The sequence below is a fragment of the Nocardioides alkalitolerans DSM 16699 genome, assembly GCF_000426525.1.
GTDB classification, from domain to species: Bacteria; Actinomycetota; Actinomycetes; order Propionibacteriales; family Nocardioidaceae; genus Nocardioides; species Nocardioides alkalitolerans.
In genome coordinates, this window is record NZ_AUFN01000010.1 from 1048872 (window position 1) to 1075100 (window position 26229).

Below are 26229 nucleotides of genomic sequence, written 5' to 3' on the forward strand. Positions count from 1 at the left end.
AGGAGTCTGCCGAGCTCAGGTGTCGAAGCGCGCGGCGACCTCGCCGGAGAGCGCGGCGTCGATGCGGGCCCGCATCTCGTCGCTGAGCTCGGGCAGGTCGTCGAGGCGGAACCAGCCGACCTCGCTGGACTCGTCGTCGGCCACGTGGGCCTCGCCGCTCACCCAGGTGCAGGCGAAGGTGTGGTCGAGGTAGCGGGTGCGATCGCCGTTCGGGTAGCTCACCAGGGGCGTCGTGCGCACGAGGGCGAGGCGGTCCACCGTGATGGTCACCCCCGCCTCCTCCAGCGCCTCGCGGCGGGCGGCGACGGCGGGCTCCTCGCCCGGGTCGACGATGCCGGTCACCGGCGTCCAGGCGCCGTTGTCGGCCCGGCGCACGAGCAGGAGCTCGACGCCGTCCTCGGCGTCGGAGGCGGCCCGGCGGACCACGGCGGTGGTGGCGGGCAGCCACAGCTCGTCGTTACCGACCTTCTGGCGGAGGGCGACGATGAAGTCGGGGATCGGCACGTCGGTGTCTCTCTGCTCGGGGAGGCGCCGGCGCGGAAGGCCGTCGGCGCACGGGTCAGCCAACCAGGCGCGGCCTCAGCAGGTGAAGGTGGCCTGGATGCGGAGCGTCGTGCCCGGGTCCTCGGCGGCCAGCGCCTCGACGTCGACGACGGCGCCGCTGCCGTCGGCGGCCACGTCCAGCCCGGGGTCACCGGGGCTCGACGAGAACGCGGCGCCCTCGAGCTGGACGACGACGGCCGCGTCGAAGCCGGCGTCGGCGGCGTACACCGTGACGACGGACGCCCCGTCGGCGCTCTGGTAGGTGGTCGGCTGGGTGTCGCCCGTGGACGGCGCGACGGTGCCGGCGCTCGACCACTCGGCCTCGCGCACGCCGCTGAGGGTCACCTCGGCGTCGCACTCCTCGCCCTCCAGCAGCGGGAACGGCACCCCGGTGACCTCGGAGTCGGGCACCTCGTCGGGCGGTCGCGGCGTCTCGCTCGGCGACACGGTGGCCGGCGGCTCGGAGGCGGACGCCGTCGGGTCGGGCGACGCCCCACCGGTGGTCTCGGACGTGTCGTCCGGCACCTCGGGGTCGGCCGCGTCGTCACCGCTGCAGGCGGTCGTCACGGCGAGCAGACCGGCGACGGCCGTGGCCACGAGGGCGCGTCGACCGCGGGAGGACCGGGCGGGGCGGGCGAGGGGGCGTCCGAGAGCTGCCATGCGTCTCATTCGAGCACGCCGCCGACGTGGGTGTCACGGCGAGGCCGCCCGGGCGCGGCGGCTCCCGTCGTACGCCTGCTCAGCGCGTCAGCGCAGCGACCAGGGTCTCCTGCAGGTAGCCGACCCACTCGTAGATGTCGTGGGCCTGGGCGCGCGGGTCGTCGTCGGGCAGCGACTGCCAGCGGGCCTCGTCGCCGTCCTCGACCCCGAGCCGGGTGGCGAGGGCGAGGCGGATGTCGGTGAACGACCGCATCCACGTCTCGGCGTCGGCCTCGACGAGCTCGACGTCGATCATCAGGCCGTCCTCGGTCAGCTCGTCCGGGAGGCCGGCCTCCTCGAGGTCGTCGATGATGCGGCAGGCCGCCTTCGACTTGCCGTCGCGCAGGCCGCCCTCGGTGTACCGCCGGAACTCGGCCGCCGCCTCCTCGTCCTCGACGTAGGCCGTCGGGAAGAGCCGGGCGAGCACCGGGTCCTCGGGCTCGGTGGTCGGGCCGGAGAAGTCGAACAACGCCTCGAGCGGGTCGGCGTGCTCGTCGGGGACGGCCGCCTCGTTGCGCAGCAGCTCGACCAGCTGGCCCGCCAGCGAGCGCAGCAGGTCGGCCTCGAAGCCGGTGAAGGTGGCGATGACGCGGCGGCTGCGGCGGTGCCGCGCGAACCCGCTCACTCGGCCTTCTCCATCGTGGCCCAGAGCCCGTGCTCGTGCATCGCCTGGACGTCGCGCTCCATCTCCTCGCGGCTGCCCGTCGACACGATGCTCCTGCCGTCGTTGTGCACCTCGAGCATGAGCTTCTCGGCATGCTTCTCGGAGTAGCCGAAGTACTTCTGGAAGACGTAGGAGACGTAGCTCATCAGGTTCACCGGATCGTTCCAGACGATGGTGACCCAGGGGCTGGCCAGGTTGGCCTCGCCCTCGGGAGTGAGCGTCGGCTCGAGCTCGACCGGGCTGGCAGCAGACACCCCTTCATCGTGACACACCGGAGGTGGGCCCCTCGACCGTCGCCCCCGCACCCGGCGCCGGGCCGTGCTCGAATGGGGCGATGGACACCGCCGCACGGGCCGCACCGGCCGCGCGGGCGCCGTACGCCGAGCGCCCGTCCACCCACGTGCCCGCCGTCGTCTGGACTGCGACCCCGGCACCGGGCCCGCAGGTGATCCTCCCGGACGGCTGCATGGACGTCATCTGGACCGGTGAGGGACTGCTCGTCGCCGGCCCCGACACCGGGCCGGTCACGTACGGCGGCGCCCCCGTCGGCGCGCGGCTGACGGCCCTGCGCCTGGCGCCCGGGGTCGCGCCGAGCCTGCTCGGCGAGAGGGCCGACCTGCTCGGCGACGCCCGGGTCGACCTCGCCGCGCTCTGGCCCGGGGACCGCGTCGCCGTCTGGACGTCGGCCCTCGCCGCGAGCCCGCGCCCCGACCGGACCCTGGAGCACCTGGTGGCCGCGCGCCTCGACGAACGGCCGCCCCCGACCTGGGCCGCACCGCTGGCCGCCCGGATGGCGGCGGGCGACGACGTCCGGCGCACCGCCCACGACCTGGGTCTCGGCGAGCGCACCCTGCGGCGGCTGGCGCGGGAGCACGTCGGCTACGGACCGAAGCTGCTGCAGCGGGTGCTGCGCCTGCAGCGCACGCTCGCGGCCCTGCGCCGCGGCGACGACCCGTCGCGGGTGGCCGCCGACGAGGGGTACGCCGACTACGCCCACCTCTTCCGCGACGTGCGGGCGCTCACCGGTCGGCGGCCCACGGAGTTCCGGCCGGTCGGGTCGGGTCAGGCGGGGAGCGCGGCGTACAGGTCCACGCCGTTGCCGTCGGGGTCGGCCACCGAGGCGTAGCGCTGGCCCCACGGTGCGTCGAACGGCGCCAGGGTGCTCGCGCTGCCGGCGGCCACGAGCGCGGCGTGGAGCGTGTCGACCGCCGCCGCGTCCTCGCACTCGAACGCGAGGGCGAACACCCCGCCGCCGACGGCCCGCGTCCAGGAGGGGTCGAGCGAGCGGGCCACGTCCTCGGAGTCGAGCATCAGCCGGAACCCGGGCACGAGCTCGGCCTCGACGTGCGGGCCGGCCACCTCGGACGGGAACGCCACGCCGCAGCGGCGGTAGAAGGCGACGGAGGCCTCGAGGTCGGCGACCACGAGACCGAGGGCGTTGGCACGGGCGGGCGGGCCGGGCGGGACGGACGGGACGGGCCGGGTGGCGTCGGTGGTCATGCCCCGACGCTACGACCCACGGAGCCGCGGCCGCATGGACGAAACGGCCACGGTGCGAGCCGGCCGCGGACCGGCTGCGGCGGTCGGTTCCGACGTACCCCTTGTCCCCGCCCCACCGACCTGTCTATATTGTCAGCATGACTATTACTGCTGGAGGCTCCACCGCCCTCCTCACCGACCACTACGAGCTGACGATGCTCCAGGCGGCCCTCGCCTCGGGCACCGCGCACCGTCGGTCGGTGTTCGAGCTCTTCGGCCGCAAGCTGCCCGAGGGCCGCCGGTACGGCGTGGTGGCCGGCGTCGGCCGGGCGCTCGAGGCCATCGAGCGGTTCCGGTTCGACGAGCCGACGCTCGCGGTGCTCGCCGAGGGCGGCGTGGTCGACCGGCCCACGCTCGACTGGCTCGCCGACTTCCGCTTCTCGGGCGACATCTGGGGGTACGGCGAGGGCGAGGCCTACTTCCCCGGCTCGCCGCTGATGGTGGTCGAGGCGACCTTCGCGGAGGCCGTGCTGCTGGAGACGCTGCTGCTCTCCATCTACAACCACGACTCGGCGATCGCCGGGGCGGCCTCGCGGATGACGCTCGCCGCCGGCGACCGGCCCTGCATCGACATGGGCTCGCGCCGTACCCACGAGGAGGCCGCCGTCGCCGCCGCCCGCGCGGCGTACGTCGCCGGGTTCAGCGCCTCGAGCAACCTCGCCGCCCGCGCCCGGTACGGCGTGCCGACGACCGGCACGAGCGCCCACGCCTTCACCTTGCTGCACGACACGGAGGCCGACGCGTTCCGCGCGCAGGTGCGGAGCCTCGGCACCGGCACCACGCTGCTCGTCGACACCTACGACGTCGCCGAGGCCGTGCGGCTCGCCGTCGAGATCGCCGGCCCCGAGCTGGGCGGCGTGCGCCTCGACTCCGGCGACCTGGGCGTGCTCGCGCACGACGTCCGGCGCCAGCTCGACGGGCTCGGCGCCACCGGCACCCGGATCGTCGTCACCAGCGACCTCGACGAGTACGCGATCGCCTCGCTGGCCGCCGCGCCGGTCGACGGCTACGGCGTCGGCACCCGCCTCGTGACCGGCAGCGGCCACCCCACGAGCGCGTTCGTCTACAAGCTCGTGGCCCGCGAGGGCGACGACGGCGCGATGGTGCCGGTGGCGAAGAAGAGCACCAACAAGACGTCGGTCGGTGGCCGCAAGTTCGCCTACCGCCGGCTCGACGCCCGCGGGGTGGCCACCGCCGAGGTGATCGGCATCGACCACTTCCCCACCCCCGAGCCCGGCACGACCGACCGCCCGCTGCACGTGCAGCTGGTGGCCAAGGGCGAGGTCGTCGGCCGGGAGACCCTCGACGAGGCCCGCGCCCGCCACACCGCGGCCCGGGCCGAGCTCCCGGTCGCCGCGCAGTCGCTGACGCGGGGCGACGCGGTCATCCCGACCGTGTACGACGACTGAGCGCACGCCCGCCGCGCACGCCCCGCGCCACGACCGCACGACCGACCCGCACCCGAACCTAAGGTGGACACCATGACCTCCGCAGCCACGACCCCGACCCGGGCCCTCATCGTCGTCGACGTGCAGAACGACTTCTGCGAGGGCGGCTCGCTGGCCGTCACCGGCGGCGCGAAGGTCGCCGCCGACGTGAGCGCGCTCCTCGCGGGCGACCACGGCTACGCCCACGTCGTCGCGACGAAGGACCACCACATCGACCCGGGCGCCCACTGGTCCGACCAGCCCGACTACGTCGACTCCTGGCCGGTGCACTGCGAGGTCGGCACCCCGGGCGAGGAGTTCCACCCCGACCTCGACACCAGCGCCGTGGAGGCCGTCTTCCTCAAGGGCGAGTACGAGGCGGCCTACTCCGGGTTCGAGGGCGCGGCCGAGGGCGGCGTGACGCTCACCGACTGGCTGCGCGAGCGCGGGGTCACCGACGTCGACGTCGTCGGCATCGCCACCGACCACTGCGTGCGCGCCACGGTGCTCGACGCCGTCGCCGCCGACTTCACCGTGCGCGTGCTGGGCGACCTCGTGGCCGGCGTCGCCCCCGACAGCACCGAGGCCGCCCTCGGCGCGATGCGCGAGGCCGGCGCGTCCGTTGTCTGAGGTCCCCGCGTTCGCCGCCCAGGCGCCCGGTGTCGAGATCACCCTCGACGCCGGGCTCCTGCGCATCACCTTCGACCGGCCCGAGACCTACAACGCGCTGGACGCCGCCATCACCGAGGCGTGCGCCGTCACCCTCGAGCGCTGCTACGGCCGGTCCGACGTGCGCGTCGTGCTGCTCACCGGACGCGGCAAGGCGTTCAGCTCGGGCGCCGCTCTCGTCGGCGACGACCCGCTGGCCTCGTTCGACGACGACGCCGTCACCCGCGCGAACCGGCTGGTCCACGCCGTCGTCCGGCTCGACAAGCCCGTGCTCGCGGCGGTCAACGGCGTCGCGGCCGGCGTCGGCTGCTCCCTCGCGCTCGCCGCCGACCTCCAGGTCGCCGCCGCCGAGGCGTCGTTCGCGCTCACCTTCGGGCGCATCGGGCTGATGCCCGACGGCGGGACGACGACCACCGTCGCCGCCGCGATCGGCCGGGCCCGCGCGATGCGGATGACCCTGCTCGCCGAGCCGCTCACGGCCACCGAGGCGTACGACGCCGGGCTCGTCAGCCACCTCGCGCCCGCCGGCGGCTTCGCGCCGTACGTCGACGAGGTCACCGCCCGGCTGCTGGCCGGGGCACCGCTCGCCCAGACGGCGACGAAGCGCGCCGTCAACGCCGCCACGCTCCACCAGCTCGACGCGGCGCTCGACCGCGAGAACCTCGGCCAGGTCGCGCTCTTCCGCACGGCCGACACCCGCGAGGGCATGACCGCCTTCGTCGAGAAGCGACGCCCGGTGTTCCGCGGGGAGTGACCCGGCGTCGGTGACCCGGCGTCGACCGGTCAGCCGGCCGACGCGCCCCCGGGCTCGCTCGCGACGAGTCCGCGCACGACGCGCATCCCCACGGAGAGCCGGGCCAGGTCGGGCTCCTCGGCGCAGACCTGCTCGAGCACCGTGGCCGCCTGGTCGACCGCCCGGGCGTCCTTCTCCTCCCAGGCCGCCACGCGGGCGGGGGCCGAGTCGTCGGCGTCGGAGGACGCCAGCGCCTGGGCCGTGAGCCGGGCGTGCACCGCGTGGAGGTCGTCGCGGAGCGCGGCCCGCGCCATGGTCTGCCAGCGGTCCGCCCGCGGCAGCACGAGGATGCGGGCCAGGAGCGTCGAGAGCCCCAGCCGCTCCCCCAGCGCGAAGTGCACGCGCGCCACGGTCTCGGGGTCGACGTCGATGCGGGTCGCCGTCTCGATCACGCCGAGCAGGGCGTACGCCGGCGGCAGCGCCGCCACCCCCACCGCGAGGGCCTCCGGGGCCCCGTCGGCCGTCAGCGCGTCGCGGCGGGCGACGTACGCGTCGAGCTCCCGACCGCTCAGCAGCCCCGGCAGCCCGGGGTCGCCGGCCATGACCTGCTGGATCCGGACCCCGAAGAAGTCCACGACCCCCTCGGCGTCGATCGGAGGACGACGGTTGAGCACGAGCCAGCGCGACGCCCGCTCGACGAGCGTGCGCATCTCGAGGCGCACCTGGGTCTGGAGCGCCGCGTCCATGCGGTTGTCGTGCTCCGCCAGCTGCTGGCGCACGGCGGCCGCCCCGAAGATCTCGCCGGCGACGAAGTTCGCGCGGGCCAGCTCGGCCGCGCTCGCCCCCGTCTCCTCGCCGAGCCGGTGCCAGAACGTCATGCCGGCCGTGTTCACGAGGTCGTTGACCACCTGCGTCACGACGATCTCGCGGCGCAGCGGGTGGGCGTCCATCTGCTCGCGGAAGCGGTGGCGCATCGGCGTCGGGAAGTAGCGGTAGAGGTCGCCGCGCAGGTACGGGTCGTCGGGCAGGTCGGAGGCGAGCAGCTCGTCGGCCAGCACGATCTTCGTCCAGCTCAGCAGCACCGACAGCTCGGGCAGCGTGAGCGACTCCCCCGCCTCGAGGCGGCGTCGCACCTCGGCCGACGACGGCAGGCCCTCGAGCCGGCGGTCGATGTGGCCCTCGCGCTCGAGGTGCTGCATCCAGTCCTCGTGCACGTGCAGCAGCGCGGGCGCCACGGCGGCCGCGTTGGCGAGCGCGATGTTCTGCTCGTAGTTGTCGCGCAGCACCAGCTCGCCGACCTCGTCGGTCATCGAGGCGAGCAGGTCGTTGCGCTGCTTGCCGGTGAGGTCGCCGGCCAGCACCACGCGGTCGAGCAGGATCTTGATGTTGACCTCGCGGTCGGAGGTGTCGACCCCGGCCGAGTTGTCGATGAAGTCGGTGTTGAGCCGGCCCCCGATGCCGGCGCCGGCGTCGTCGCGCGGTCCGCCGTACCGGGCGTACTCGATGCGCCCCAGCTGCGTGAGGCCGAGGTTGCCGCCCTCGCCGACCACGCGCACGCGCAGCTCGCCGCCGTCGACGCGGATGGCGTCGTTGCCCTTGTCGCCCGCGTCGGCGTGGGTCTCGGTCGACGCCTTGACGTAGGTGCCGATGCCGCCGTTCCACAGCAGGTCGACCGGCGCGAGCAGGATCGCCCGCATGAGGTCGCCCGGGGGCAGGGCGGTGACGTCGGGGCCGAGGCCGAGCGCGCGCCGTACCTCGGCGGAGATCGGGATCGACTTGGCCGAGCGCGGGTAGACGCCCCCGCCGGCCGAGATCAGCGACGCGTCGTAGTCCTTCCACGACGACCGCGGCAGCTCGAAGAGCCGCTTCCTCTCCGCGTACGACGCGGCCGCGTCGGGCTCGGGGTCGAGGAAGATGTCGCGGTGGTCGAACGCGGCGACCAGCCGGATGTGCTCGGAGCAGAGCATCCCGTTGCCGAACACGTCGCCCGACATGTCGCCCACGCCGACGACCGTGAGGTCCTCGGTCTGCGTGTCGAGGCCGATCTCGCGGAAGTGGCGCTGCACGGAGACCCACGCGCCGCGGGCCGTGATGCCCATGGCCTTGTGGTCGTAGCCGACCGAGCCGCCCGACGCGAAGGCGTCACCGAGCCAGAAGTCGTAGTCCTTCGACAGCGCGTTGGCGATGTCGGAGAACGTGGCCGTGCCCTTGTCGGCGGCGACCACGAGGTAGGTGTCGTCGCCGTCGTGGCGCACGACGCGCTCCGGCGGCACGACCGCGCCGTCGACGAGGTTGTCGGTGAGGTCGAGCAGGCCCGAGATGAAGGTGCGGTACGCCGCGATCCCCTCGGCCATCCAGGCCTCGCGGTCACCCGGGTCGGGCAGCTGCTTGGCGTAGAAGCCGCCCTTCGCGCCCACCGGCACGATGACCGTGTTCTTCACCATCTGGGCCTTGACGAGGCCGAGCACCTCGGTGCGGAAGTCGTCGCGCCGGTCCGACCAGCGCAGGCCGCCGCGCGCCACCGAGCCGAAGCGCAGGTGCACGCCCTCGACCCGCGGCGAGTAGACGAAGATCTCGAACTTCGGCCGGGGGGCCGGGAGGTCCGGGATCGCGGACGGCTCCAGCTTGAGCGCCAGGTGCGAGCGCACCCCGCCCGTGTCAGGCCGCTGGTAGTAGCTGGTGCGCAGGGTCGCCCGCACGTGGGTGAGGTAGGCCCGCAGGATGCGGTCGTGGTCGAGGCTGACGACCTGGTCGAGCGCCTCGCGGATCTTGCCCTCGATCTTCTCCTGCATCGAGCGGCGGGTGTCGTCACGGTCGGCGTCCGAGCCGGTGCCGCCGGGCCCGCCGGCGGGCAGGTCCGGGTCGAAGCGGGTCTCGAAGAGCCGCACGAGCAGCCGGGTGATGTCGACGTTGCCGGCCAGCGCGTCGGCCATGCTCGACGTCGAGAAGGGCGAGGAGCCCTGGCGCATGTAGCGGCCGTACGCGCGGAGCACCATCACCTGGCGCCACGTCAGGCCGGCGCCGAGCACCAGCCCGTTGAACCGGTCGACCTCGCTGCGACCGTCCCAGACCGCGCGCAGGGCGTCGCCGAAGAGGTCGCGGGCCTCCGACTGGAGGGCGCCGTCGTAGCGCAGCGCGAACTCGTAGACGAACGTGCGCTGCTCGGTGCCCTCGAGCTCGTACGGACGCTCGTCGAGCACCTCGACACCCATCGACGACACCATCGGCAGCACCGCCGACAGCGACAGCGGCTCGCCGATCCAGAAGACCTTGAGCATGGCCTCGCCGTCGGGCGTGCCCACGGGCTGACCGAGCGTGACGTCGAAGCCGCCGTTCTCGCCGGCCGCCCGTCGTACCGCCTCGAGGCGACCGATGTCGCTGGCCGCGGTGCGGGCGTCGAAGTCCTCCTTGTAGGCCTCCGGGAAGGCTCCGAGGTAGCGACGGCCCAGGCGGGCGCCGTCGACCTCGCCGTACTCGGCGAGCAGCGCCCCGTGCAGGTCGTCGCGCCACGAGCGGGCGACGTCGGCGAAGCGGTGCTCCAGGTCGGCCGCGAACGCGTCGTCGGTCTCGGCCACGAGGCCCCCGCCGCGCGGGCGCACGACGAAGTGGACGCGCACCATCGCGGAGTCGCTCAGGCGCACCGCGAACTCGATCGAGTCGGAGTCGAGGCGGGTGCGCAGCACGTCGGCGAACCGCTCGCGCACGGCCGTGCTGTAGCGGTCGTGGGGCAGGTAGGCGAGCACCGAGAGGTAGCGGCCGTAGGTGTCGCGGCGCACGAAGATCCGCAGCTGGCGACGACGCTCGCGGGTGTACATGACGGCCTCGGCGATGGGCGCCAGCTGCTCGACGGGCGTCTGGAACAGCTCGTCGCGCGGGTAGTTCTCGAGCGTGTCGAGCAGCGCCTTGCCGGCGTGGCTGCGGGGGTCGAAACCGAGGCGGTCGAGCACCGCACCGGCCTTCTCGCGCAGCAGCGGGATGCGGGTCAGCGACTCGGTGTAGGCCGCCGAGCTGAACAGGCCGAGGAAGCGCTTCTCACCGGTCACGGTGCCGTCGGGCGCGAAGGTCTTCACGCCCACGTAGTCCAGGTAGGCCGGACGGTGCACGGTGGCGCGGGAGTTGGCCTTCGCCAGCACGAGCAGCACCTGGTCGCGCGCGTGGGCGCTGACGGCGGCCGGCAGGCGGCGGGCGCCCCCGTCGGGCGCGTCGTCGGCGGCCGTGGCCCGTCCGTCGCCGCGGCCCACGTCGGCGCGCCCGTCGTCGGTACGGCGCTCCGCCCCCCGCAGGATGCCCAGCCCCGAGCCCGGGACGGCCTCGAGCACGGTCGCCTCGGCGACGTCGGTCCCGTCGGGGTCGTTGCTCCCGACGACGGGCTCGTCGCTGCCGGCGGCGCGCAGCTCGTACTCGCGGTAGCCGAGGAAGGTGAAGTGGTCGTCGGCGAGCCAGGCGAGCAGGTCGTGGCCCTGCTGGCGCTCGGCCGGGTCGATCCCGGGCGCGACCTCGTCGGGCCGCTCGGCCAGGGCCTCGACGATGCGGCCGATGGCCTCCTGCATCGGGACGAAGTCCTCGACGGCGGCGCGGTTGTCGGCGAGCACGGAGCGCACGGCGACCTCGACCACGGCGGGGTCGTCGGCCTCCTCGTCCGGGGCCAGGCGGCCGATCTCGACGTGCATCCAGGACTCGCGGCTGACGTGGCCGCCGTCGGTGGCGGCGCCCTCCTCGACGACCGCGCCCTCCTCGACCGGGCGTACGGCGGTGAGGTCGCCCTCGGCGTCACGGCGCACGGCCAGCTGCGGGTGGAGCACGACGTGCACGTCGCGGCCCTGCCGCTGCAGCTCCATCGTCACCGAGTCGACGAGGAACGACATGTCGTCGGTGACGACCTCCACGACCGAGTGGCCGTTGGCGGTCCAGCCGTCGTCGGCCACGGTCGGGGTGAAGACCCGCACGAGGGCGGTGCCCGGTGCCCGGCGCAGCCCGAGCCGGTGGTGGGAGGCGAGCGCGCCGTAGAGGTCGACCGGCGACCGGTCGAGCAGGTCCTCCGGGGCACCGTGGCGGTAGTAGGCCGTCAGGAGCGCCTCGGCCGCTTCCGGCCCAGGACCACCCGACCCCTTCCCCCTCGCGAGGGCGGCGGCGTCCGCCACCAGGTCGGCCTTGCTGCTGTCGAGTTTCCTGCCGTCCAGCGTCGTCGCCACGACTCGACCATAGGGCATCCGCGCGGCGCGTGGGCGGCGCCGTCGGCGCGCCCCCGCGCTCGCCCCGCACGCGCCCCCGGGCCTCCCGCCGGCGCCTGGGGCGGTGCGCCATGATGGCTGACGATCCGAGCCCGCGCCGGGTGCTCAGACGCCGATCCTGGACGGAGAACGACGATGGCCAAGCGCCTGACCCACGACCTCACCTACGACGCCCCGATCGAGGCGGTGCGGGCCATGCTGCTCGACGAGGAGTTCCGCAGGAGCGTCGCCGTCGAGCAGCGCGCCCTGCGCTCCGACGTCAGCATCACGGGCGGCGACGTCACCTTCGAGACCGTGCAGCCGGCCAAGGGCATCCCGTCGTTCGCGAAGAAGTTCGTCGGCGACGAGATCACCGTCGTGCAGAAGGAGACGTGGTCGGCCACCGACGCCGACATCCACGTCACGATCCCCGGCAAGCCCGGGGAGATGGTCGGGACGGCGAAGCTGCGCGGCTCCGACGCCCGCACCGTCGAGACCGTCGACCTCGAGATCAAGGTGTCGATCCCGCTCGTCGGCGGCAAGATCGAGGGCCTCGTGGCTGACATGCTCCTGAAGGCCCTCAAGGCCGAGAACCGCGCCGGCGTCGCCTGGCTCGCGAAGGCCTGAACGCCGCTTCCCAGGGGCGCCGCTGACGAGGGCGCCCGCTGACCCGCGCCGCCGAGGTCGTGCGGGTCCTGACGCACCAGGCGCGTCAGGACCTCCACGCCGTACGGCGTGAGCACCCCCCCTGCGGAGCGTGGCCAGGGCCGGCCCGACGACGGGCCGGCCCCCCGGGCCTCAGTCCATGTGCGGGTAGCGGTGGTCGGTCGGGGGCACGAAGGTCTCCTTGATCGACCGCGGGCTGGTCCAGCGCAGCAGGTTGGAGGCCGCGCCCGCCTTGTCGTTCGTGCCCGACCCGCGCGCGCCGCCGAAGGGCTGCTGGCCCACGACCGCGCCGGTGGGCTTGTCGTTGACGTAGAAGTTGCCCGCGGCGAAGCGGAGCTCCTCGGTCGCCCAGGCGATGGCGCGCTGGTCGCGGGCGAGCACGGCGCCGGTGAGCGCGTACGGCGCGATGCCCTCGAGCTGGCGCACCACGCCCTCGAAGTCGCCGTCCTCGTAGACGTGCACGACGAGCACGGGGCCGAAGTACTCGGTGCTGAACATCTCGTCGGTCGGGTCGGTGGAGACCACGACCGTCGGGCGCACGAACCAGCCGACGGAGTCGTCGGTCTCGCCGCCCGCGACGACGTCGAGGTGCGGCGTCGCCCGGGCCCGCTCGATCGCGGCGCGCTGCTTCGCGAACGAGCGCTCGTCGATCACGGCCCCCATGAAGTTCGAGAGGTCCGTCGGGTCGCCCATGGCGAGCCCGTCGACGTCGGCCACCAGCTGCTCGCGGACCTGCTCCCACACCGAGCGCGCGACGTACGCCCGCGAGGCCGCGGAGCACTTCTGGCCCTGGTACTCGAAGGCGCCGCGGACCATCGCGACGCGCACGGCGTCCGGGTCGGCCGAGGGGTGCGCGACGATGAAGTCCTTGCCGCCGGTCTCGCCGACGAGGCGCGGGTAGGAGCGGTAGCCGCCGATGTTCTCGCCGACCGTCCTCCACAGGTGCTGGAACGTCGGCGTGGAGCCGGTGAAGTGGATGCCCGCGAGGTCGCGGTGGCCGAGCAGCACGTCGGAGACCTCGAGCCCGTCGCCCGGGAGCATCGAGATGACGCCCGGCGGCAGGCCCGCCTCGGTGAGCAGCTCCATCGTCAGCGAGGCGGCGAGCTGCTGGGTGGGCGACGGCTTCCAGACGACCGTGTTGCCCATCAGCGCCGGCGCCGTCGGCAGGTTGCCCGCGATGGCGGTGAAGTTGAAGGGCGTGATCGCGTAGACGAAGCCCTCGAGCGGGCGGTGGTCGGTGCGGTTCCAGATGCCGCGGCTGTTGGCGATCGGCTGCTCCGCGAGGATCTCGCGACCGTAGTGCACGTTGAAGCGCCAGAAGTCGATGAGCTCGCAGGCCGCGTCGATCTCCGCCTGGTAGGCCGTCTTCGACTGGCCGAGCACGGTCGCGGCGTTGAGCCGCTGGCGCCAGGGCCCGGCGAGCAGCTCGGCGGCCCGCAGGATCACCGCGGCGCGGTCGTCGTAGCTCAGCGCACGCCAGCCCGGCGCCGCCTCCTGCGCGGCGGCGACGGCCTTCTCGGCGTCGCTGCGGGTGGAGTTGCGGTAGGTGCCGAGCACGTGCGCGTGGTCGTGCGGCTGCACGACGTGGGCCTCGGCGCCGCTGCCGCGCACCCAGCCCCCGACGTACGCCGGCAGGTCGCGCGCACTGCTCTCGAGGGTCTCGATCTCGGCGAGCAGCCCCGCGCGCTCGGGCGACCCGGGCGCGTAGGTGAGGTTCGGCTCGTTGACCGGTGCGGGCGGCGTGCTGATCGCGTCCATGCGCTCGATCGTGTCAGGCGGACCCGAGCACCTCAAACCCGCGCCCTCACACGATCGTGTGGATCTCCTGGGTCGCGAACCAGGCGAGGTCGTGGTCGATCTCCACACCGTCGACCTCGTCGGGCAGCTCGTCGCCCGAGAGGTACGCCGCGACCGCCGCCGCGGGCAGGTCGACGACGTCGACGTGGGCCGAGGCCACCCGCTTCCACGGCACGTCGGCGCTCACCTCGACCAGGGTCGGCTCCGCGTCGTCGGCCACCGGCGCGACGTCGGGCACGTCGGCGGCGACCACCAGGCGGCGCGGCCGGTCGCCCTCGGCCCGCAGCGCGAGCGAGTCGACCCCGGCAGCCGCCTGGGCGGCGTACTCCCACTCCTCCTCGGAGCCGTCGGGCCACGCGGAGCGGATCGCGTCGGTGACCGCGTGGGCGCGCAGCGGCCCCGACAACCGGCCGTCGGCGACCAGGCGGGCGAGGCCCGAGGAGGTCACGGGCACGAAGACGCGCACGGTCACGAGCCCGCCTCCGTCCGCGACGTGTCGGGTCGGCGGCGACCCCGGCGGGCCCGCGGGCGGGCCTCGCTGGCGCTGTCGACGAGCTCGTCGAGCGACTCCCGCAGGCACTGGCCGAGCACGTCGAGGTCGGGCAGCTGGTCGCGGTCGCCCGTCAGGCCGTAGGAGACCTTCCCGTCGTACGACGTCACCCCGATCGCCAGCGCGTGGGCCGGCAGCAGCGGGTGCACCGGGTAGGTCTCGACCATCTGCGCACCGGCGGCGAAGAGCGGGAACTGGGGGCCGGGCACGTTGGTCACGCTGAGGTGGAACCGCTTGCCGCGGCTCGCCTCCGCGAACGCGACGCGCGAACCGAGGGCGTGGAACGTCGTCGGGGCGAAGCCGGCGATGCCCGCGAGCCGGTTGGCGGCGACCGCGCGGCCGGTCTCGCCGTGGGCCTTGAAGGAGTAGGACACCTGGTGCAGGCGGACGACGGCGCTCGGCTCCCCGATGGGCAGGTCGACGAGGTGGCCGGCGATCTGGGTGCCCAGCGAGGTGGCCTCGAGCTCGTCGTCGATCACCGACATCGGCACCAGCGCGCGCAGCTTGCGCTGGGCGCCGATGCGCTCGTCGCGCGACATGAGCCAGCCCCGCAGCGCGCCGGCGACGGTGGCCAGGATGACGTCGTTGATCGTGCCGCCGTGCACCTCCCGCACGCGGCGGTAGTCGGCGAGGTCGGTGCGCACCCCGACCACCCGGCGCTGCTGGGAGAGCGACGCCGGCGTGATCGCCGACTCCGCGACGGGCGAGCGGACCGCGAGGGGGCCGGCCAGCGGCGCCAGCGGGCCGGCGAGGTGCGTGAGGCGGCGACGGGTCTCGGCCGTGCTGCGCGCCAGCGACTGGCCGAGCCCGCGACCGGTCGCCAGCAGCGTCTCGGGCGAGCTGATCGTGTCGCGCACGGCGTCGACGACGAGCCCGGCCCCGGCGGGGCGGCGTGCGGGCCGCCAGCCGTCGTGCTCCATCGTCTTCGGAGTGGAGCCGACGTCGAGCAGCACCTGGCCGAGGTCGACCGTCTCGACCCCGTCGACAAGGATCTGGTGGGACTTCGACAGCACGGCCACGCGGCCGTTCTCGAGGCCCTCGATGAAGTAGACCTCCCACAGCGGGCGGCCGCGGTCGAGGGGGCGCGACACGATGCGGGCCACCAGCTCGAGCAGCTGCTCCATGGTGCCCGGGCGCGGGATCGCGGAGCGACGCACGTGGAAGCCGAGGTCGAAGCGGGGGTCGTCGACCCAGACGGGGTTCGCGAGCCGGCCGGGCACCGCCAGGATGCGCTGGCGGTAGCGCGGCACGAAGGTGATCCGGTCGTCGATCAGCTCGACCAGACGCTCGTGGCTGAAGCCCGACGCACCGGGGTCGAAGACCTCCAGCGTGGCGTTGTGCAGCGGCGTCGTCGCGGAGTCGGTCGCGAGGATCGCCATGTCGCGCGTGCGCAGGCGCTCGGCCATCCCGTGCCCCTCTCCGAGGTCGTTCGCGTGCGGTCCGTAATCTTCTCAACGGATTCTGTCAGAGCCGGCCAGCGGCAGCGCCGCGCGCGAGGAAAGAGAGACACGTGACCCGACGACCCCACCGCCGCACGGCGACCGCACTGGTGGCGGGTGCCCTCACCCTCGGCCTCGTGGCCTGCGGCGGCCAGGCCGACGACGCCGACGACACCGGGTCCGACGGCTCCTCTGAGAGCTCGAGCACCTCCGGCGGATCGGGCTCGGCGAGCACCGCGCCGTCGGCGCCCGGGAGCAGCGACACCGCCGACTCCCTGGTCGTCGACGTGACCATCGAGGGTGGCGAGGTCCGGCCCAACGGTGAGCGCCTCGAGGCGACCGTCGGGCAGCCCATCGTCTTCCGCGTGACCACCGACGTGCCGGCCGAGATCCACGGGCACTCGTCGCCCGAGTTCACCATCGAGGCCGAGGCCGGCACCTCCGAGCACACCGTCACCATCGACACGCCCAGCAGCGTCGACGTCGAGCTCCACGAGCCGGAGCGGCTGCTGGTGCGCATCGACGTCCGCCCGTGACGTCGGCCGTCACCTCCGCCGTGACCGACTCCGGCTCGATCGTCGTCGCCCACAGCGGGCTCGGCAACAACCCCGACCTGCCGATCCCGTTCGAGCTGGTCGTGCTCGGCTCCGTCCTGGCGCTCGCCGCCTCGTTCACGGTGCTCGCCGTCGCCTGGCGCCGGCCGCGGTACGACGGCCCCACCCCCGGCACGACGCGGATGGCGCCGTGGCGCCCCGACCTCGTACGGCGCGTGGCCGTCGTCACCGACCACCCGGCCACGACGGTGGTCACCCGCCTGCTGGGCGTGGCCTTCTTCGCCTACCTGTTCTTCGCGCTCGTCGCGGGCCCCAACTTCACGATCAACCCGGGGCTCGGCATGTTCTACGTGCTGCTGTGGGTGGGGATCGTGCCGGCCTCCCTGCTGTTCGGCCGGTTCTACCGGGCGTTCAGCCCCGTCCGGGCCATCAACGCCGCGCTCGCCCGCGTGGCCGGCACCGACCCCGAGCACGGCATGCGGGACCTGCCGTCCTGGGTGGGCTACTGGCCGGCGGCGGTCGGCCTCTACGCCTTCGTGTGGCTCGAGCTCGTCAGCGTCAGCAGCGTCGAGACAGGCAGCGTGCGGCTCTGGCTCGCCGCCTACTTCGCGATCATGCTCATCGGCGGCGCGGTGTTCGGCAACCGCTTCTACGAGCACGCGGACCCGTTCGAGGTCTACTCCACGCTCGTCGGCCACCTCTCGATCTGGGGCCGCGACGACCATGGCACCCTGCTCGTCCGCAGCCCGCTGGCGAACCTCTCGACGATCGTGCCCGTGCCCGGTCTGGCCGCGGTCGTCGCGGTGCTCTTCGGCAGCACGGCGTTCGACTCGTTCCGCGAGTCGCTGCCGTTCATCCGGTTCGTGCAGGACACCACCATCGACTCCGACCTCATCCTCAACGTCACCCTGCTGGGCCTCGTCGTGCTGGTCGGGCTGCTGCTCGCGGCGGCGTCGGCGGCCACGGGCAGCGACGCGGGGATCCCCCGGATCCGGATGCCGGCCCAGATGGGCCACTCGATCGTGCCGATCATCGTGGGCTACATCGGCGCCCACTACCTGACCTACCTCTTCGAGTACGGCCAGCAGGTCGTCATCTACATGAGCGACCCGCTGGCGAACGGCTCGAACCTGCTCGGCACGGCCGACCTGCAAGCGTCGTACTTCCTCACCGACAACGTGGGCCTGCTCGCCTTCCTGCAGGTGGGCGGCGTCGTGGTCGGCCACATCGTGGCGGCCGTCGCCTCCCACGACCGCTCGCTGGCGCTGCTGCCGAAGAACCACCAGCTCACCGGCCAGCTGCCCATGCTGGGCCTGATGATCGCCCTCACCGCCGGCGGTCTCTACCTGCTGTTCGCCTCCTGACGCGGGGCACCGCCGTACGGCGGGGTCACCGCCGGCGACGCGCCCGGCGGGACCGTCCGGTGCTCGGGGCGCCGGTCGGCACCACTGCGTCGGCCAGCTCGGCCACCGCCCGGACGAGCGGGGAGTCACCCCCGTCGAGCACGTGGCGGCCGGTGACGAGGGCCTTGTCGGTGGTCGCCCGGTCGTCGGGCAGGAAGTGCACCGACGCCGGTCGGGCGAAGTCGTGGACCATCGCGAGCACGTCGCGCTCCGACCAGCCCAGGGTGGGGCGCATCCGGTTGACGACGACGCGCACCGGCGTCGGGCCCACCACCTCCCGCAGGTCGCCCAGACCGCGGGCCAGGCGGGCGAGACCGACGGGGTCGGCGTTGCCGACCACCACCACCTCGTCGACCACGGCCAGCGTCGAGGTGGTGAGCTGGTTGCGGGCGGGGCGTCCGCCGAGGTCGGCCAGCTCGTCCTCCTCCAGCGAGAAACCCGTGTCGACGACCACGTGACCGGCGACCCGGGCGAGCTCGACGAGGTGCTCGACCGCGTCGGGCCGCACCTCCGCCCACCGGTCGGCCCGGGGCAGACCGCTGACGAGGTGCAGGTGGGGCTCGAGGGTGCGGGTGGCGCCCAGCCAGGTCTGCTCGAGGTCGCCGGCCGCGCTGTTGCGGGCGACCGTCAGCAGGCCGGACACCTCGTCGAGCACGCCCAGCTGCTGGGCCACCGTGCCGCCCCAGGGGTCGGCGTCGACCAGCAGCGTGGCCTCGCCCCGGCGCGCGAGCGTGGCCGCCAGGGTGACGGCCACCGTCGTACGGCCCGGAGCGCCGGCGGGGCCCCACACCGCGACGGCCCGGCCACCCGAGGAGCCCTGGTCGTCCGGCGGGGCGGCCCCGTCGGGACCGTCGAGCCCGTCGGGGCTCCGGGGGCGGCCGGACGGTGCGACCGCCGGCGCCGTGGTCGTCGAGACCTCCGACGGCGGACGGCCCCCGCCGCCGGGGGCGGACGACCGCACGGCGGTGGGCTCCGGGGCCGCGGCCACGGCGGCGAGCAGCCCGTCGGTGTCGTCGGCCCGGACCAACGAGCGCACGCCGATGCGCGCCGCCCGGGCGCGCACGACCTCGGGACTGGTGCCGGTCGCCGGCTCGACGACGCCCACCGCCCGGACGCGGTGACGGCGCAGGTGCTCGACCGCGGCAGCGTCGAGCCCGGGCGCGTCGACGCCCACGACGGCGACGTCGGCCTGTCCCAGCGTGGCGGTGGCGAGCAGGTCGTTGACGTCGACGCAGCGCTTGAGCACGGTGAGGTCGGCGCGGGAGCCGAGGGCGGTGAGCACGGGCGACTCCCAGGTCGCGCCGGAGCCCACGACGAGCACGCAGATCACGGGGTCACGCCCGGACGGTGACGGTGACCACGCCCGTCGCGATGGCGGCGAGCGCCGGACCGACGGCGTCCTGCTGCTCGTCGGGCACCGCGATCACCAGCTGGCGGTCGCTCGTGCTGCCGAGCTGGGCGTCGCCCGACGGGGCCTCCACGACCTGGACCTCCTCGAGGAGCAGGAGGGCGCCGGGGGACGGCGCCTCGCTGCCCGGGGACCCGGAGCCGTCGCCGGCGCCGTCCTGCGCCGAGGTCAGGGCGTCGCCCGACGCCCAGACGTCGACCACGCTGCCCGCCCGCACCGACGGCGGCACCCGGACCCCCTCGACCGGGACCGGGACGTGCACCACGTCGGCGTCGTCGCCGGACCCGAGGGCCCCCGACGGCAGCAGCTCGCCGGCCCCGACGTCGCGCGTGAGCAGGGCATCGCCGTCGGGCGCCTCGGCCGCGAGCACGTAGCCCTCGAGGTCGTCGCCGTCGCGGAACCTCACGTGGACCACCCGCAGGTCGTCGGCGCTCACGGCGGACCCGGCCACCAGGTCGGTGTCGGCCGCCCACACCGCGACGCTGTCGTCGGCCGAGGCGAACAGCCGCGCGCCGGCGACGACCGACACGACGACGATCAGGACCCCGACCCACAGCCGTGGGTCGCGCCAGCCCGGCGTCGTCGTACGGACTGCTGGTCGTGCACCCCCGAGATCACTCACGGGAGACATCATCACCGCGACGGCCCGCGCCGTCACGTGTCTCTCCACAGCTCGGTCACCGACTCGTCCACAGCCGACGGGCCCGGTGCGGGCGACGTACCCGGTTCGGTGGCAGAGTAGGGACCATGGCCGGAACGCCCCGCTTCCTCACGCTCGCCGACGTCGCCGAGGTGCTCAACACCTCGAGCGCGCAGGTCTACGCGTTGGTGCGCCGGGGCGACCTGCCCGCCATCAAGATCGGCGGGCGCGGGCAGTGGCGGGTCGAGAGCGAGCAGCTCGAGACCTACATCCAGCGCATGTACACCCAGACGCGGGAGTTCGTCGACGCCCACCCCTACGTCGAGGCGGACAGCTCCACCGAGGTGTGACCCGCCCGCCCCCCGGGGTCGGTGCGCCCGCTCAGCCCCTCCGGATCAGCCCGTCTGGGCGTCGAGGGTGACGTCCACGTTGCTCTCGTCGCCGCCGCGCACCACCGTCAGCTGGATGGTCTCGCCCGGCTCGTAGGTGCGGATGGCCACGATCAGGCCGATGCCGTCGGTGACGACCTGCCCGTTGACCGCCGTGATGAGGTCGTCGGTCTCGAGGCCGGCCTCGTCGGCGGGGCTGCCGCCGTTGACGTCGTCGACCCGCGCGCCCTCACCGGTCTGCTCGCCGCCGGTCTGCACCGTGGCCCCGATGACGGGGTAGCTGGCCTCGCCGTCCGTGATGATCTGGCCCGCCGTGCGCAGCACCTGCTCGGCCGGGATCGCGAAGCCCACCCCGATGCTGCCGGCGGTGGCGCCGCTGGTGCCGCCGGTGGTCGCGATGGCCGAGTTGACCCCCACGACCTGGCCGGAGAGGTCCACGAGCGGACCGCCCGAGTTGCCCGGGTTGATCGCCGCGTCGGTCTGCACGGCGTTGATGTACGACGAGTCGTCGGCCGAGCTGCCCGTCGTGACGGGCCGGTTCAGCGCGCTCACGATGCCCGACGTGACCGTCGAGCTCAGGCCGAGCGGCGAGCCGATGGCGACGACGCCCTCACCGACGACGAGGTCGCGGGAGGCACCGAACGAGACGGGCTCGAGGTCGCGGGCCTCGTCGGCGACGAGCACCGCGACGTCGTACACGGAGCTGCGGCCCACGACCTCGGCCGAGAACCGCACCCCGTTGGTGCCGACGACCTCGATCTCGCCGTCCTCGGCCGCGGCGGCCACGACGTGGTCGTTGGTGATGATGTGGCCGTCGTCGTCGAAGACGAAGCCCGAGCCGGTGCCGCTCTCGCCGCCGCCGGACGCGAAGATCTGGACCGTGCTGGGCAGGAGGCGCTCGGCCACCGCGGCCACGGAGGTGTTGTCCTCGCTCAGCGGCGGGGTCGTCGAGACGTCGACCCCGGGGGCCGAGGGCAGCGAGGTGTCGGACGATCCCGACCCCGAGCCGTCGTCGTTGAGGTTCTCGTAGGCCACGCTGCCGAGCGCGCCGCCACCGGCGCCCACCACGAGGGCGAGCACGACGACGGCGGGCCACATCCAGCCCGGCACCCGGCCGCGCGGGGTCTGCGACCGACGCTGACGCTTCGCCCGCTTCTTCTCCGCCTTGCGCTCGGCGCGGGACGGCGTGCCGGCGGGTCCGGCCGCGCCGACCCCGCCGAGGAAGCCGACGCCCTCGGCGGCGTGGGAGCCGCCGGCGTGCTGGCCGTACGCCGGGACGCTCGACGCCGGGGCGCCGGGCGGCGGGAACGCGTCGGGCGCGCCTGCCTGCTGGTCGTAGGGGCGCTGCTGCTCGTAGGAGCCCTGCCGGTCGGGGGCCGCCGCGGGCTCCTGCGGGGTCCAGCCGGCGCCGTACGCCGGCATCGGCGCCGCCGACGGGGCGGGGGCCCCGTGGTCGACGGGCGGCGGGGTCGACTCGTACGACGCGGTGGCCGGCCGCTCCTCGCCCTGCGACGGCTGCTCGGCCGGGCGCTCGGCGTCCTGGTCGTTCAGCTGGAACGACAGCGGCTGCGTGGCGTTCGTCCCGGGGTCGCCCGCATCGCGCGCGGACGGGTCCTGCGCGGACGGGTCCTGCGGGTCGCGGTCGCCGTACGGGTCACTCGGGCTGGTCATGGTCGGAGGTCGTCCCTTCGGTGCGGGCGCCCACGCTCTCCAGGTGCCCGGGGGCGCTCCGTGTGGTCGCGGTACCCGTCGGAGCCTGGCGCAGCTGGTCCGCGACCTGGCGGATGCTGGTGACGGGCGAGCGGCGGTCGGTCACGGGGGCGTGGCTGGGCACGACGCCCATCGCGACGATGCCCAGGACCGCGGCGCCGGCGGCGCCGCCACCCAGGGCGGCCAGGGTCCAGCGGTTGCGGCGGTGGTCGTCGGGCTCGGGCAGGCTCCACGCGGGGGTCGCCTCGGCGTACGACGCCAGCAGCGGCCCGCTCGCGAGCCTGTCCTTGAGGTTCGCGGAGGCGCAGGTGGGCGAGGAGCCGAGGCCGGAGAGGGTGTTCTTGACCCACGCCTCCGTCTCCACGAGCTCCTGGCAGGTGGCGCAGCCGTCGACGTGGGCCCAGGCGGCCGCGGAGTCGCGGTCGCCGAGACGGTCGTCGAGCAGGTCGCTGACCTTGGTGCCGAGGTGTCCGAGCATCGTCATCGGATCACCGCGGACCCGTCGCCGAGACCCGCGGGCCCATCAGGCCGTCGGCGCTGTCGGCCACGCGTCGGGCAGCCGCCTGCGCGGCGTCGCGCACGACGACCGGGAGGGGCGCCGTCCGGGGACCGGAGTAGCGGGTGCGGCCCGCGCTCGGAGCGCGGTGGGCCAGGAGGGCGCGCAGCTGGGTGCGCCCCCGGTGGATGCGGGAGCGCACGGTGCCGACCTTCACCCCGACGATGTCGGCGATCTCGTCGTAGGACATGCCCTCGATGTCGCAGAGCACGACCGCGACGCGGAAGTCCGGGGGCAGCTCGGCGAGCGCGTGCTCGATGTCGTCGTCGAAGGTGCGGTCGCCGACGGCCGCGGCGGGGCCGGGGGCCGGGGCGGCGAGCTGGTCGGCGCGCTCGGTGGAGAGCTGGTCGAAGCGCACGCGCTGACGACGCCGGGCCTGGTCGAGGAAGAGGTTGGTGGTGATGCGGTGCAGCCAGCCCTCGAAGGAGCCCGTGCTGGTCTCGGTGAAGGAGTCGAGGCTGCGGAACACGCGGACGAAGACCTCCTGCGTGAGGTCCTCCGCGTCGGGGCGGTTGCCGGTGAGGCGGTAGGCCAGGCGGAACACACGGTCGGAGTGCTGGGCGACGACCTCGTCCCAGCTGGGCACACCGCCGGCGTCGGGGCCGGACGCACCGCTGCTCGGACTCGCGTGGCTCGTGGGCGACACCTCGGTCACTGCGTCCTCCTCCTGCTGCCTGACCGCGACCCCTCCACCGGGGCCGCGCCGTGCTGCGATCTGCCCGCTCGACGCGGACCTCACACGTGCCGGTCGCACGAGAGCGACGACCTGCCCGAGGCTAGTCACCGCTGCTGAAAGGAACCTGTGAGCGCCGCCCAGTGTTCCTGGGAACGGCCTCCCGTTCAAAGCGGCGCCCGCCCCGCCGCGCCGCGGGCCTCCGGGGGGCGGTGGACGCACTAGAGTTCGAGGAGCCGGACCCGCACCCAGGAGGCCCACCATCACCACCCCGATCACCCCCGCGAGCTGGACCTACTCCGAGGAGTACGTCGCCGAGGACGACGTGCTCGTCGCCGCGCGCGCCCGCGCGGAGGAGGTCGGCGTCGTGCCCGTCAGCCCCGGGGCCGGCGCGGCGCTCCGCTTCCTCGCCGCCGTGCTCGACGCCCGCTCGGTGGTCGAGATCGGCACCGGCACCGGCGTCTCCGGCGTGTGGCTGCTGCGCGGCATGCGTCCCGACGGCGTCCTCACCACGGTCGACGTCGAGGCCGAGCACCAGCGGCTCGCCAAGGTGACCTTCGCCGAGGCCGGCGTGCCCTCGCAGCGGGTGCGCTCCATCCCCGGCGCCGCCCTCGACGTGCTCCCCCGCCTCACCGACGGCCACTACGACCTCGTGCTGTGCGACGGCGAGAAGATCGAGTACGCCGCCTACCTCACCGAGGCGCTGCGCCTGCTGCGGCCCGGCGGCGTCGTGGTCTTCGACAACGCGCTGTGGCACGACCGCGTCGCCGACCCGGCCAAGCGCGACGAGACCACGCTCGCGATCCGCGACCTGGTGCGCACGGTCGCCGAGTCGGAGGAGCTCACGCCCGTGCTGCTCCCGGTCGGCGACGGACTCCTCGCGGCCAAGAAGCACGCCTGACCCGAGCCCGCGGCAGCCCGACCGGTCCGGTCGGGGTGGACGGCGGTCCGGCACGACGGTCCGGTACGGCGGGATCGCTCCGGGTCAGTCGGCCCGGGGGCCCAGCGGCGCGGACGGGTCGAGGCCGGCGAGCCACGTGAGCAGCAGCCGGGCACCGAAGCCCGTCGGGCCCGACGACCACTCGTGCGCGTCGGCCGGCGAGTCGCCCACCGCCGCGATGTCGAGGTGGGCCCACGGCACGTCGCCCACGAAGTGCCGCAGGAAGAGGGCGGCCGTGATGGCGCCCGGTCCGCCGGGGGCGTTGTCGGCGTCGGCGATCGTCGAGGCCAGCTTCTCCTCGTAGACCCCCGCCAGCGGCAGGCGCCACAGCGGCTCGCCCGAGGTGGCCCCGGCCTCGAGGAGGGCACCCGCGAGGGCGTCGTCGGTGGCGAACAGCCCGCCGGTGCGCTGGCCCAGCGCGACCTTGCCCGCACCGGTGAGGGTGGCCACGTCGACCAGCACCGCGGGGTCGAGCTCGTCCACGGCGTACGCGAGGGCGTCGGCGAGCACCAGCCGGCCCTCGGCGTCGGTGTTGGTGACCTCGGTGGTGCGCCCGCCGTACTGGCGGAGCACGTCACCGGGACGCAGGGCGTCGCCGCCGATCGCGTTCTCCGCGGTGGCGACCAGGCCCGTGACCCGGACGGGGCAGCCGACGGCGGCGAGCGCGGCGAGGGTCGCGATGACCACGCCCCCGCCCGTCATGTCGCGCTTCATGGTGCGCATGCCGTCGGCGGGCTTGATGGAGAGGCCGCCGGTGTCGAAGGTGATGCCCTTGCCGACGAGCACCACCCGCGGGGTACGGCGCGCGGCCGCGCGGGAGAGCCCGGGCGGCGTGTAGTCGAGGCGGATGAGGACGGGCGGCGTGGCCGAGGCCCGACCGACACCGACGATGCCGCCGAACCCGCGTCGTACGAGCTCGTCGTTCTCCCAGACCTCGACCTCGAGACCGGCCTGGTCGCCCGCCGCCACCGCCTGCGACGCCAGCCAGGCCGGCGACTTCAGGTTGGAGGGGACGGTCGCCAGGAGGCGGGCCGTCCAGGCGGCACGGCCGAGGGCCTGCGCCCGGTCGATCGTGGCGTCGACGTCGTCGCCGGACGCGGGGCCCGCGAGGAGCACCTCGGCGACGGGGCCCTGCGAGGACGGCTCGCGGGTCCAGGCGAACGCGAAGGCCCCGAGCACGGCACCGACCACGTAGGCCTCGAGCGTCGCCGCGTCGGGGGCCGCGGCCGCGACGGTGGTGACCACGCGGTCACGGCCGCGGGCGGCGCGGGTGGTCGCGGCGCCCGCACGCCGGAAGTCGGCCGGACGGCCCGCGCCGACGCCGACGAGCACGAGGAGCGTGGCTCCTGCGTCGGGCGCGTCGGTCGGGGCGACCAGCGGGTGACGCGTGACCTCCCCCGCCGTGCCCGAGGCGCCGTGCGCCTCCAGCACGGCCAGGAGGTCGACGCCCCACCGCTCGGCGACCTCGGCGCCGCCGGGTCCCACGACGAGCGCGGGGGGTGCGGCGGCACCGGGGTCGTCGTCGGGCTCCGTCGTCGGGGCCGGCTCGTCGTGCGGCGGGAACACCGGGACAACGAGGACCTCGGGGACGGGGTGGGCGTCGAGCTCGTGGCCCAGAGAGTCGGTCCGGGTCAGGCGCGGCCAGCGCGCCTGCTCGGGCAGACCGTCGAGGGGCAGGGGTTCAGGGAGCGACACAGCTCAGGCGACGACGTCCTTGAGGGCGTCACCGAGCGCTCCCGCCTCCTCGGCGTTCAGCTCGACGACGAGCCGGCCACCTCCTTCGAGAGGCACGCGCATCACGATGCCGCGCCCTTCCTTGGTGACCTCGAGCGGACCGTCGCCGGTCCGCGGCTTCATCGCCGCCATCCGTGCACCTCTTCTCTCGTGCTGCTGCCGTCGAAGAGCCGGCTGGGGATCTCCGTTGACCCCCGTGCCGGCTCGCTCCCGCCATTATCCCCCATCAGCGAAGGTTTGGCGTCCACCGCACCGACCGACCTCGCGCGGCGTGCGTCGACCGACC

The 26229-nt window shown here is 74.5% G+C and carries 25 protein-coding genes; 9 read left to right on the top strand and 16 right to left on the bottom strand.

Going from position 1 to position 26229, the window contains the following annotated elements; all coding sequences use genetic code 11:
• Window positions 1-15: 15 nt before the first annotated feature.
• The 4 genes from K329_RS0105725 to clpS form a co-directional block, all read right to left on the bottom strand.
• Window positions 16-504 (bottom strand): NUDIX hydrolase, encoded by a 489-nt coding sequence (locus tag K329_RS0105725; RefSeq protein WP_028472298.1) that lies wholly within the window; start codon window positions 502-504, stop codon window positions 16-18.
• 75 nt (window positions 505-579) lie between these two features.
• Window positions 580-1203, bottom strand: coding sequence for a hypothetical protein (locus tag K329_RS0105730; RefSeq protein WP_157571580.1), 624 nt, complete (start codon window positions 1201-1203; stop codon window positions 580-582).
• 79 nt (window positions 1204-1282) lie between these two features.
• The gene (locus K329_RS0105735; protein ID WP_028472300.1) at window positions 1283-1867 is read right to left on the bottom strand and encodes a DUF2017 domain-containing protein; all 585 of its coding nucleotides are present in this window, start codon (window positions 1865-1867) and stop codon (window positions 1283-1285) included.
• Window positions 1864-2160: an ATP-dependent Clp protease adapter ClpS gene (gene clpS, locus K329_RS0105740; RefSeq protein WP_028472301.1), complete on the bottom strand. Its 297-nt coding sequence runs from the start codon at window positions 2158-2160 to the stop codon at window positions 1864-1866. The genes K329_RS0105735 and clpS overlap by 4 nt, the downstream gene beginning before the upstream one ends.
• 80 nt (window positions 2161-2240) lie before the next feature.
• Here clpS and K329_RS24880 point away from each other — a divergent pair, with 80 nt between their 5' ends.
• On the top strand, window positions 2241-3032 hold the full coding sequence (locus K329_RS24880) for an AraC family transcriptional regulator (protein ID WP_052336392.1): 792 nt from the start codon (window positions 2241-2243) through the stop codon (window positions 3030-3032).
• Here the strand turns inward: K329_RS24880 and K329_RS0105750 are convergent.
• The gene (locus tag K329_RS0105750; protein WP_028472302.1) at window positions 2969-3406 is read right to left on the bottom strand and encodes a VOC family protein; all 438 of its coding nucleotides are present in this window, start codon (window positions 3404-3406) and stop codon (window positions 2969-2971) included. The genes K329_RS24880 and K329_RS0105750 overlap by 64 nt on opposite strands.
• Before the next feature lie 137 nt (window positions 3407-3543).
• Between K329_RS0105750 and K329_RS0105755 the strand changes: the two genes are divergently transcribed.
• The 3 genes from K329_RS0105755 (at window position 3544) to K329_RS0105765 (ending at window position 6295) form a co-directional block, all read left to right on the top strand.
• Entirely contained in the window at window positions 3544-4854 is a 1311-nt protein-coding gene (locus K329_RS0105755) for a nicotinate phosphoribosyltransferase (protein WP_028472303.1), read from the top strand.
• Window positions 4855-4926: 72 nt separating this feature from the next.
• Window positions 4927-5502, top strand: coding sequence for an isochorismatase family protein (locus K329_RS0105760; RefSeq protein WP_028472304.1), 576 nt, complete (start codon window positions 4927-4929; stop codon window positions 5500-5502).
• Window positions 5495-6295 (top strand): enoyl-CoA hydratase-related protein, encoded by an 801-nt coding sequence (locus tag K329_RS0105765; RefSeq protein ID WP_028472305.1) that lies wholly within the window; start codon window positions 5495-5497, stop codon window positions 6293-6295. Before K329_RS0105760 ends, K329_RS0105765 begins: the two co-directional genes overlap by 8 nt.
• A 29-nt stretch (window positions 6296-6324) precedes the next feature.
• Here K329_RS0105765 and K329_RS0105770 read toward each other — a convergent pair whose 3' ends face one another.
• The gene (locus K329_RS0105770) at window positions 6325-11466 is read right to left on the bottom strand and encodes an NAD-glutamate dehydrogenase (RefSeq protein ID WP_028472306.1); all 5142 of its coding nucleotides are present in this window, start codon (window positions 11464-11466) and stop codon (window positions 6325-6327) included.
• A gap of 174 nt (window positions 11467-11640) precedes the next feature.
• On the opposite strand from K329_RS0105770, the gene K329_RS29370 reads away from it, so the two are divergent.
• Complete coding sequence (locus K329_RS29370; protein ID WP_052336394.1) at window positions 11641-12111, top strand: DUF2505 domain-containing protein; 471 nt, start codon at window positions 11641-11643, stop codon at window positions 12109-12111.
• 171 nt (window positions 12112-12282) lie between these two features.
• Here the strand turns inward: K329_RS29370 and pruA are convergent, their stop codons facing one another.
• The 3 genes from pruA to K329_RS0105790 are packed head-to-tail and all read right to left on the bottom strand — an operon-like array spanning window position 12283 to window position 15903.
• Window positions 12283-13908, bottom strand: a complete 1626-nt coding sequence (pruA, locus tag K329_RS0105780; RefSeq protein ID WP_028472307.1) for an L-glutamate gamma-semialdehyde dehydrogenase — start codon at window positions 13906-13908, stop codon at window positions 12283-12285.
• Between the two features lie 46 nt (window positions 13909-13954).
• Complete coding sequence (locus tag K329_RS0105785; protein ID WP_211225727.1) at window positions 13955-14419, bottom strand: DUF6912 family protein; 465 nt, start codon at window positions 14417-14419, stop codon at window positions 13955-13957.
• Window positions 14416-15903: a wax ester/triacylglycerol synthase family O-acyltransferase gene (locus K329_RS0105790; RefSeq protein ID WP_028472309.1), complete on the bottom strand. Its 1488-nt coding sequence runs from the start codon at window positions 15901-15903 to the stop codon at window positions 14416-14418. The genes K329_RS0105785 and K329_RS0105790 overlap by 4 nt, the downstream gene beginning before the upstream one ends.
• Before the next feature lie 104 nt (window positions 15904-16007).
• On the opposite strand from K329_RS0105790, the gene K329_RS0105795 reads away from it, so the two are divergent.
• The gene (locus tag K329_RS0105795; protein WP_028472310.1) at window positions 16008-16472 is read left to right on the top strand and encodes a hypothetical protein; all 465 of its coding nucleotides are present in this window, start codon (window positions 16008-16010) and stop codon (window positions 16470-16472) included.
• On the top strand, window positions 16469-17854 hold the full coding sequence (locus tag K329_RS0105800) for a hypothetical protein (RefSeq protein ID WP_245596443.1): 1386 nt from the start codon (window positions 16469-16471) through the stop codon (window positions 17852-17854). The genes K329_RS0105795 and K329_RS0105800 overlap by 4 nt, the downstream gene beginning before the upstream one ends.
• Window positions 17855-17879: 25 nt before the next feature.
• Here the strand turns inward: K329_RS0105800 and K329_RS24890 are convergent, their stop codons facing one another.
• Both K329_RS24890 and K329_RS24895 read right to left on the bottom strand, forming a co-directional pair.
• A complete protein-coding gene (locus K329_RS24890; RefSeq protein ID WP_084540993.1) occupies window positions 17880-19223 on the bottom strand; it encodes a CpaE/TadZ family protein in 1344 nt (447 codons plus the stop codon).
• 4 nt (window positions 19224-19227) lie between these two features.
• Window positions 19228-19923: a hypothetical protein gene (locus K329_RS24895; protein WP_157571581.1), complete on the bottom strand. Its 696-nt coding sequence runs from the start codon at window positions 19921-19923 to the stop codon at window positions 19228-19230.
• A 125-nt stretch (window positions 19924-20048) separates the two neighbouring features.
• Here K329_RS24895 and K329_RS0105815 point away from each other — a divergent pair, with 125 nt between their 5' ends.
• A complete protein-coding gene (locus tag K329_RS0105815; RefSeq protein WP_028472312.1) occupies window positions 20049-20291 on the top strand; it encodes a helix-turn-helix domain-containing protein in 243 nt (80 codons plus the stop codon).
• A gap of 45 nt (window positions 20292-20336) precedes the next feature.
• Here the strand turns inward: K329_RS0105815 and K329_RS24900 are convergent, their stop codons facing one another.
• Genes K329_RS24900 through sigE form a run of 3 tightly spaced genes read right to left on the bottom strand, consistent with a single transcriptional unit; the run spans window position 20337 to window position 23311 of the window.
• Complete coding sequence (locus K329_RS24900; protein WP_052336396.1) at window positions 20337-22001, bottom strand: trypsin-like peptidase domain-containing protein; 1665 nt, start codon at window positions 21999-22001, stop codon at window positions 20337-20339.
• Entirely contained in the window at window positions 21985-22524 is a 540-nt protein-coding gene (locus K329_RS0105825; protein WP_028472313.1) for a hypothetical protein, read from the bottom strand. Before K329_RS0105825 ends, K329_RS24900 begins: the two co-directional genes overlap by 17 nt.
• A 4-nt stretch (window positions 22525-22528) precedes the next feature.
• A complete protein-coding gene (sigE, locus tag K329_RS24905; protein WP_425411471.1) occupies window positions 22529-23311 on the bottom strand; it encodes an RNA polymerase sigma factor SigE in 783 nt (260 codons plus the stop codon).
• A gap of 283 nt (window positions 23312-23594) precedes the next feature.
• Between sigE and K329_RS0105835 the strand changes: the two genes are divergently transcribed.
• Entirely contained in the window at window positions 23595-24170 is a 576-nt protein-coding gene (locus tag K329_RS0105835; protein WP_425411467.1) for an O-methyltransferase, read from the top strand.
• 84 nt (window positions 24171-24254) lie between these two features.
• Here K329_RS0105835 and K329_RS24910 read toward each other — a convergent pair whose 3' ends face one another.
• Both K329_RS24910 and K329_RS30180 read right to left on the bottom strand, forming a co-directional pair.
• Complete coding sequence (locus K329_RS24910) at window positions 24255-25904, bottom strand: leucyl aminopeptidase family protein (protein ID WP_245596444.1); 1650 nt, start codon at window positions 25902-25904, stop codon at window positions 24255-24257.
• A gap of 3 nt (window positions 25905-25907) precedes the next feature.
• A complete protein-coding gene (locus K329_RS30180) occupies window positions 25908-26075 on the bottom strand; it encodes a DUF3117 domain-containing protein (RefSeq protein WP_084540995.1) in 168 nt (55 codons plus the stop codon).
• Between the last annotated feature and the right edge of the window lie 154 nt (window positions 26076-26229).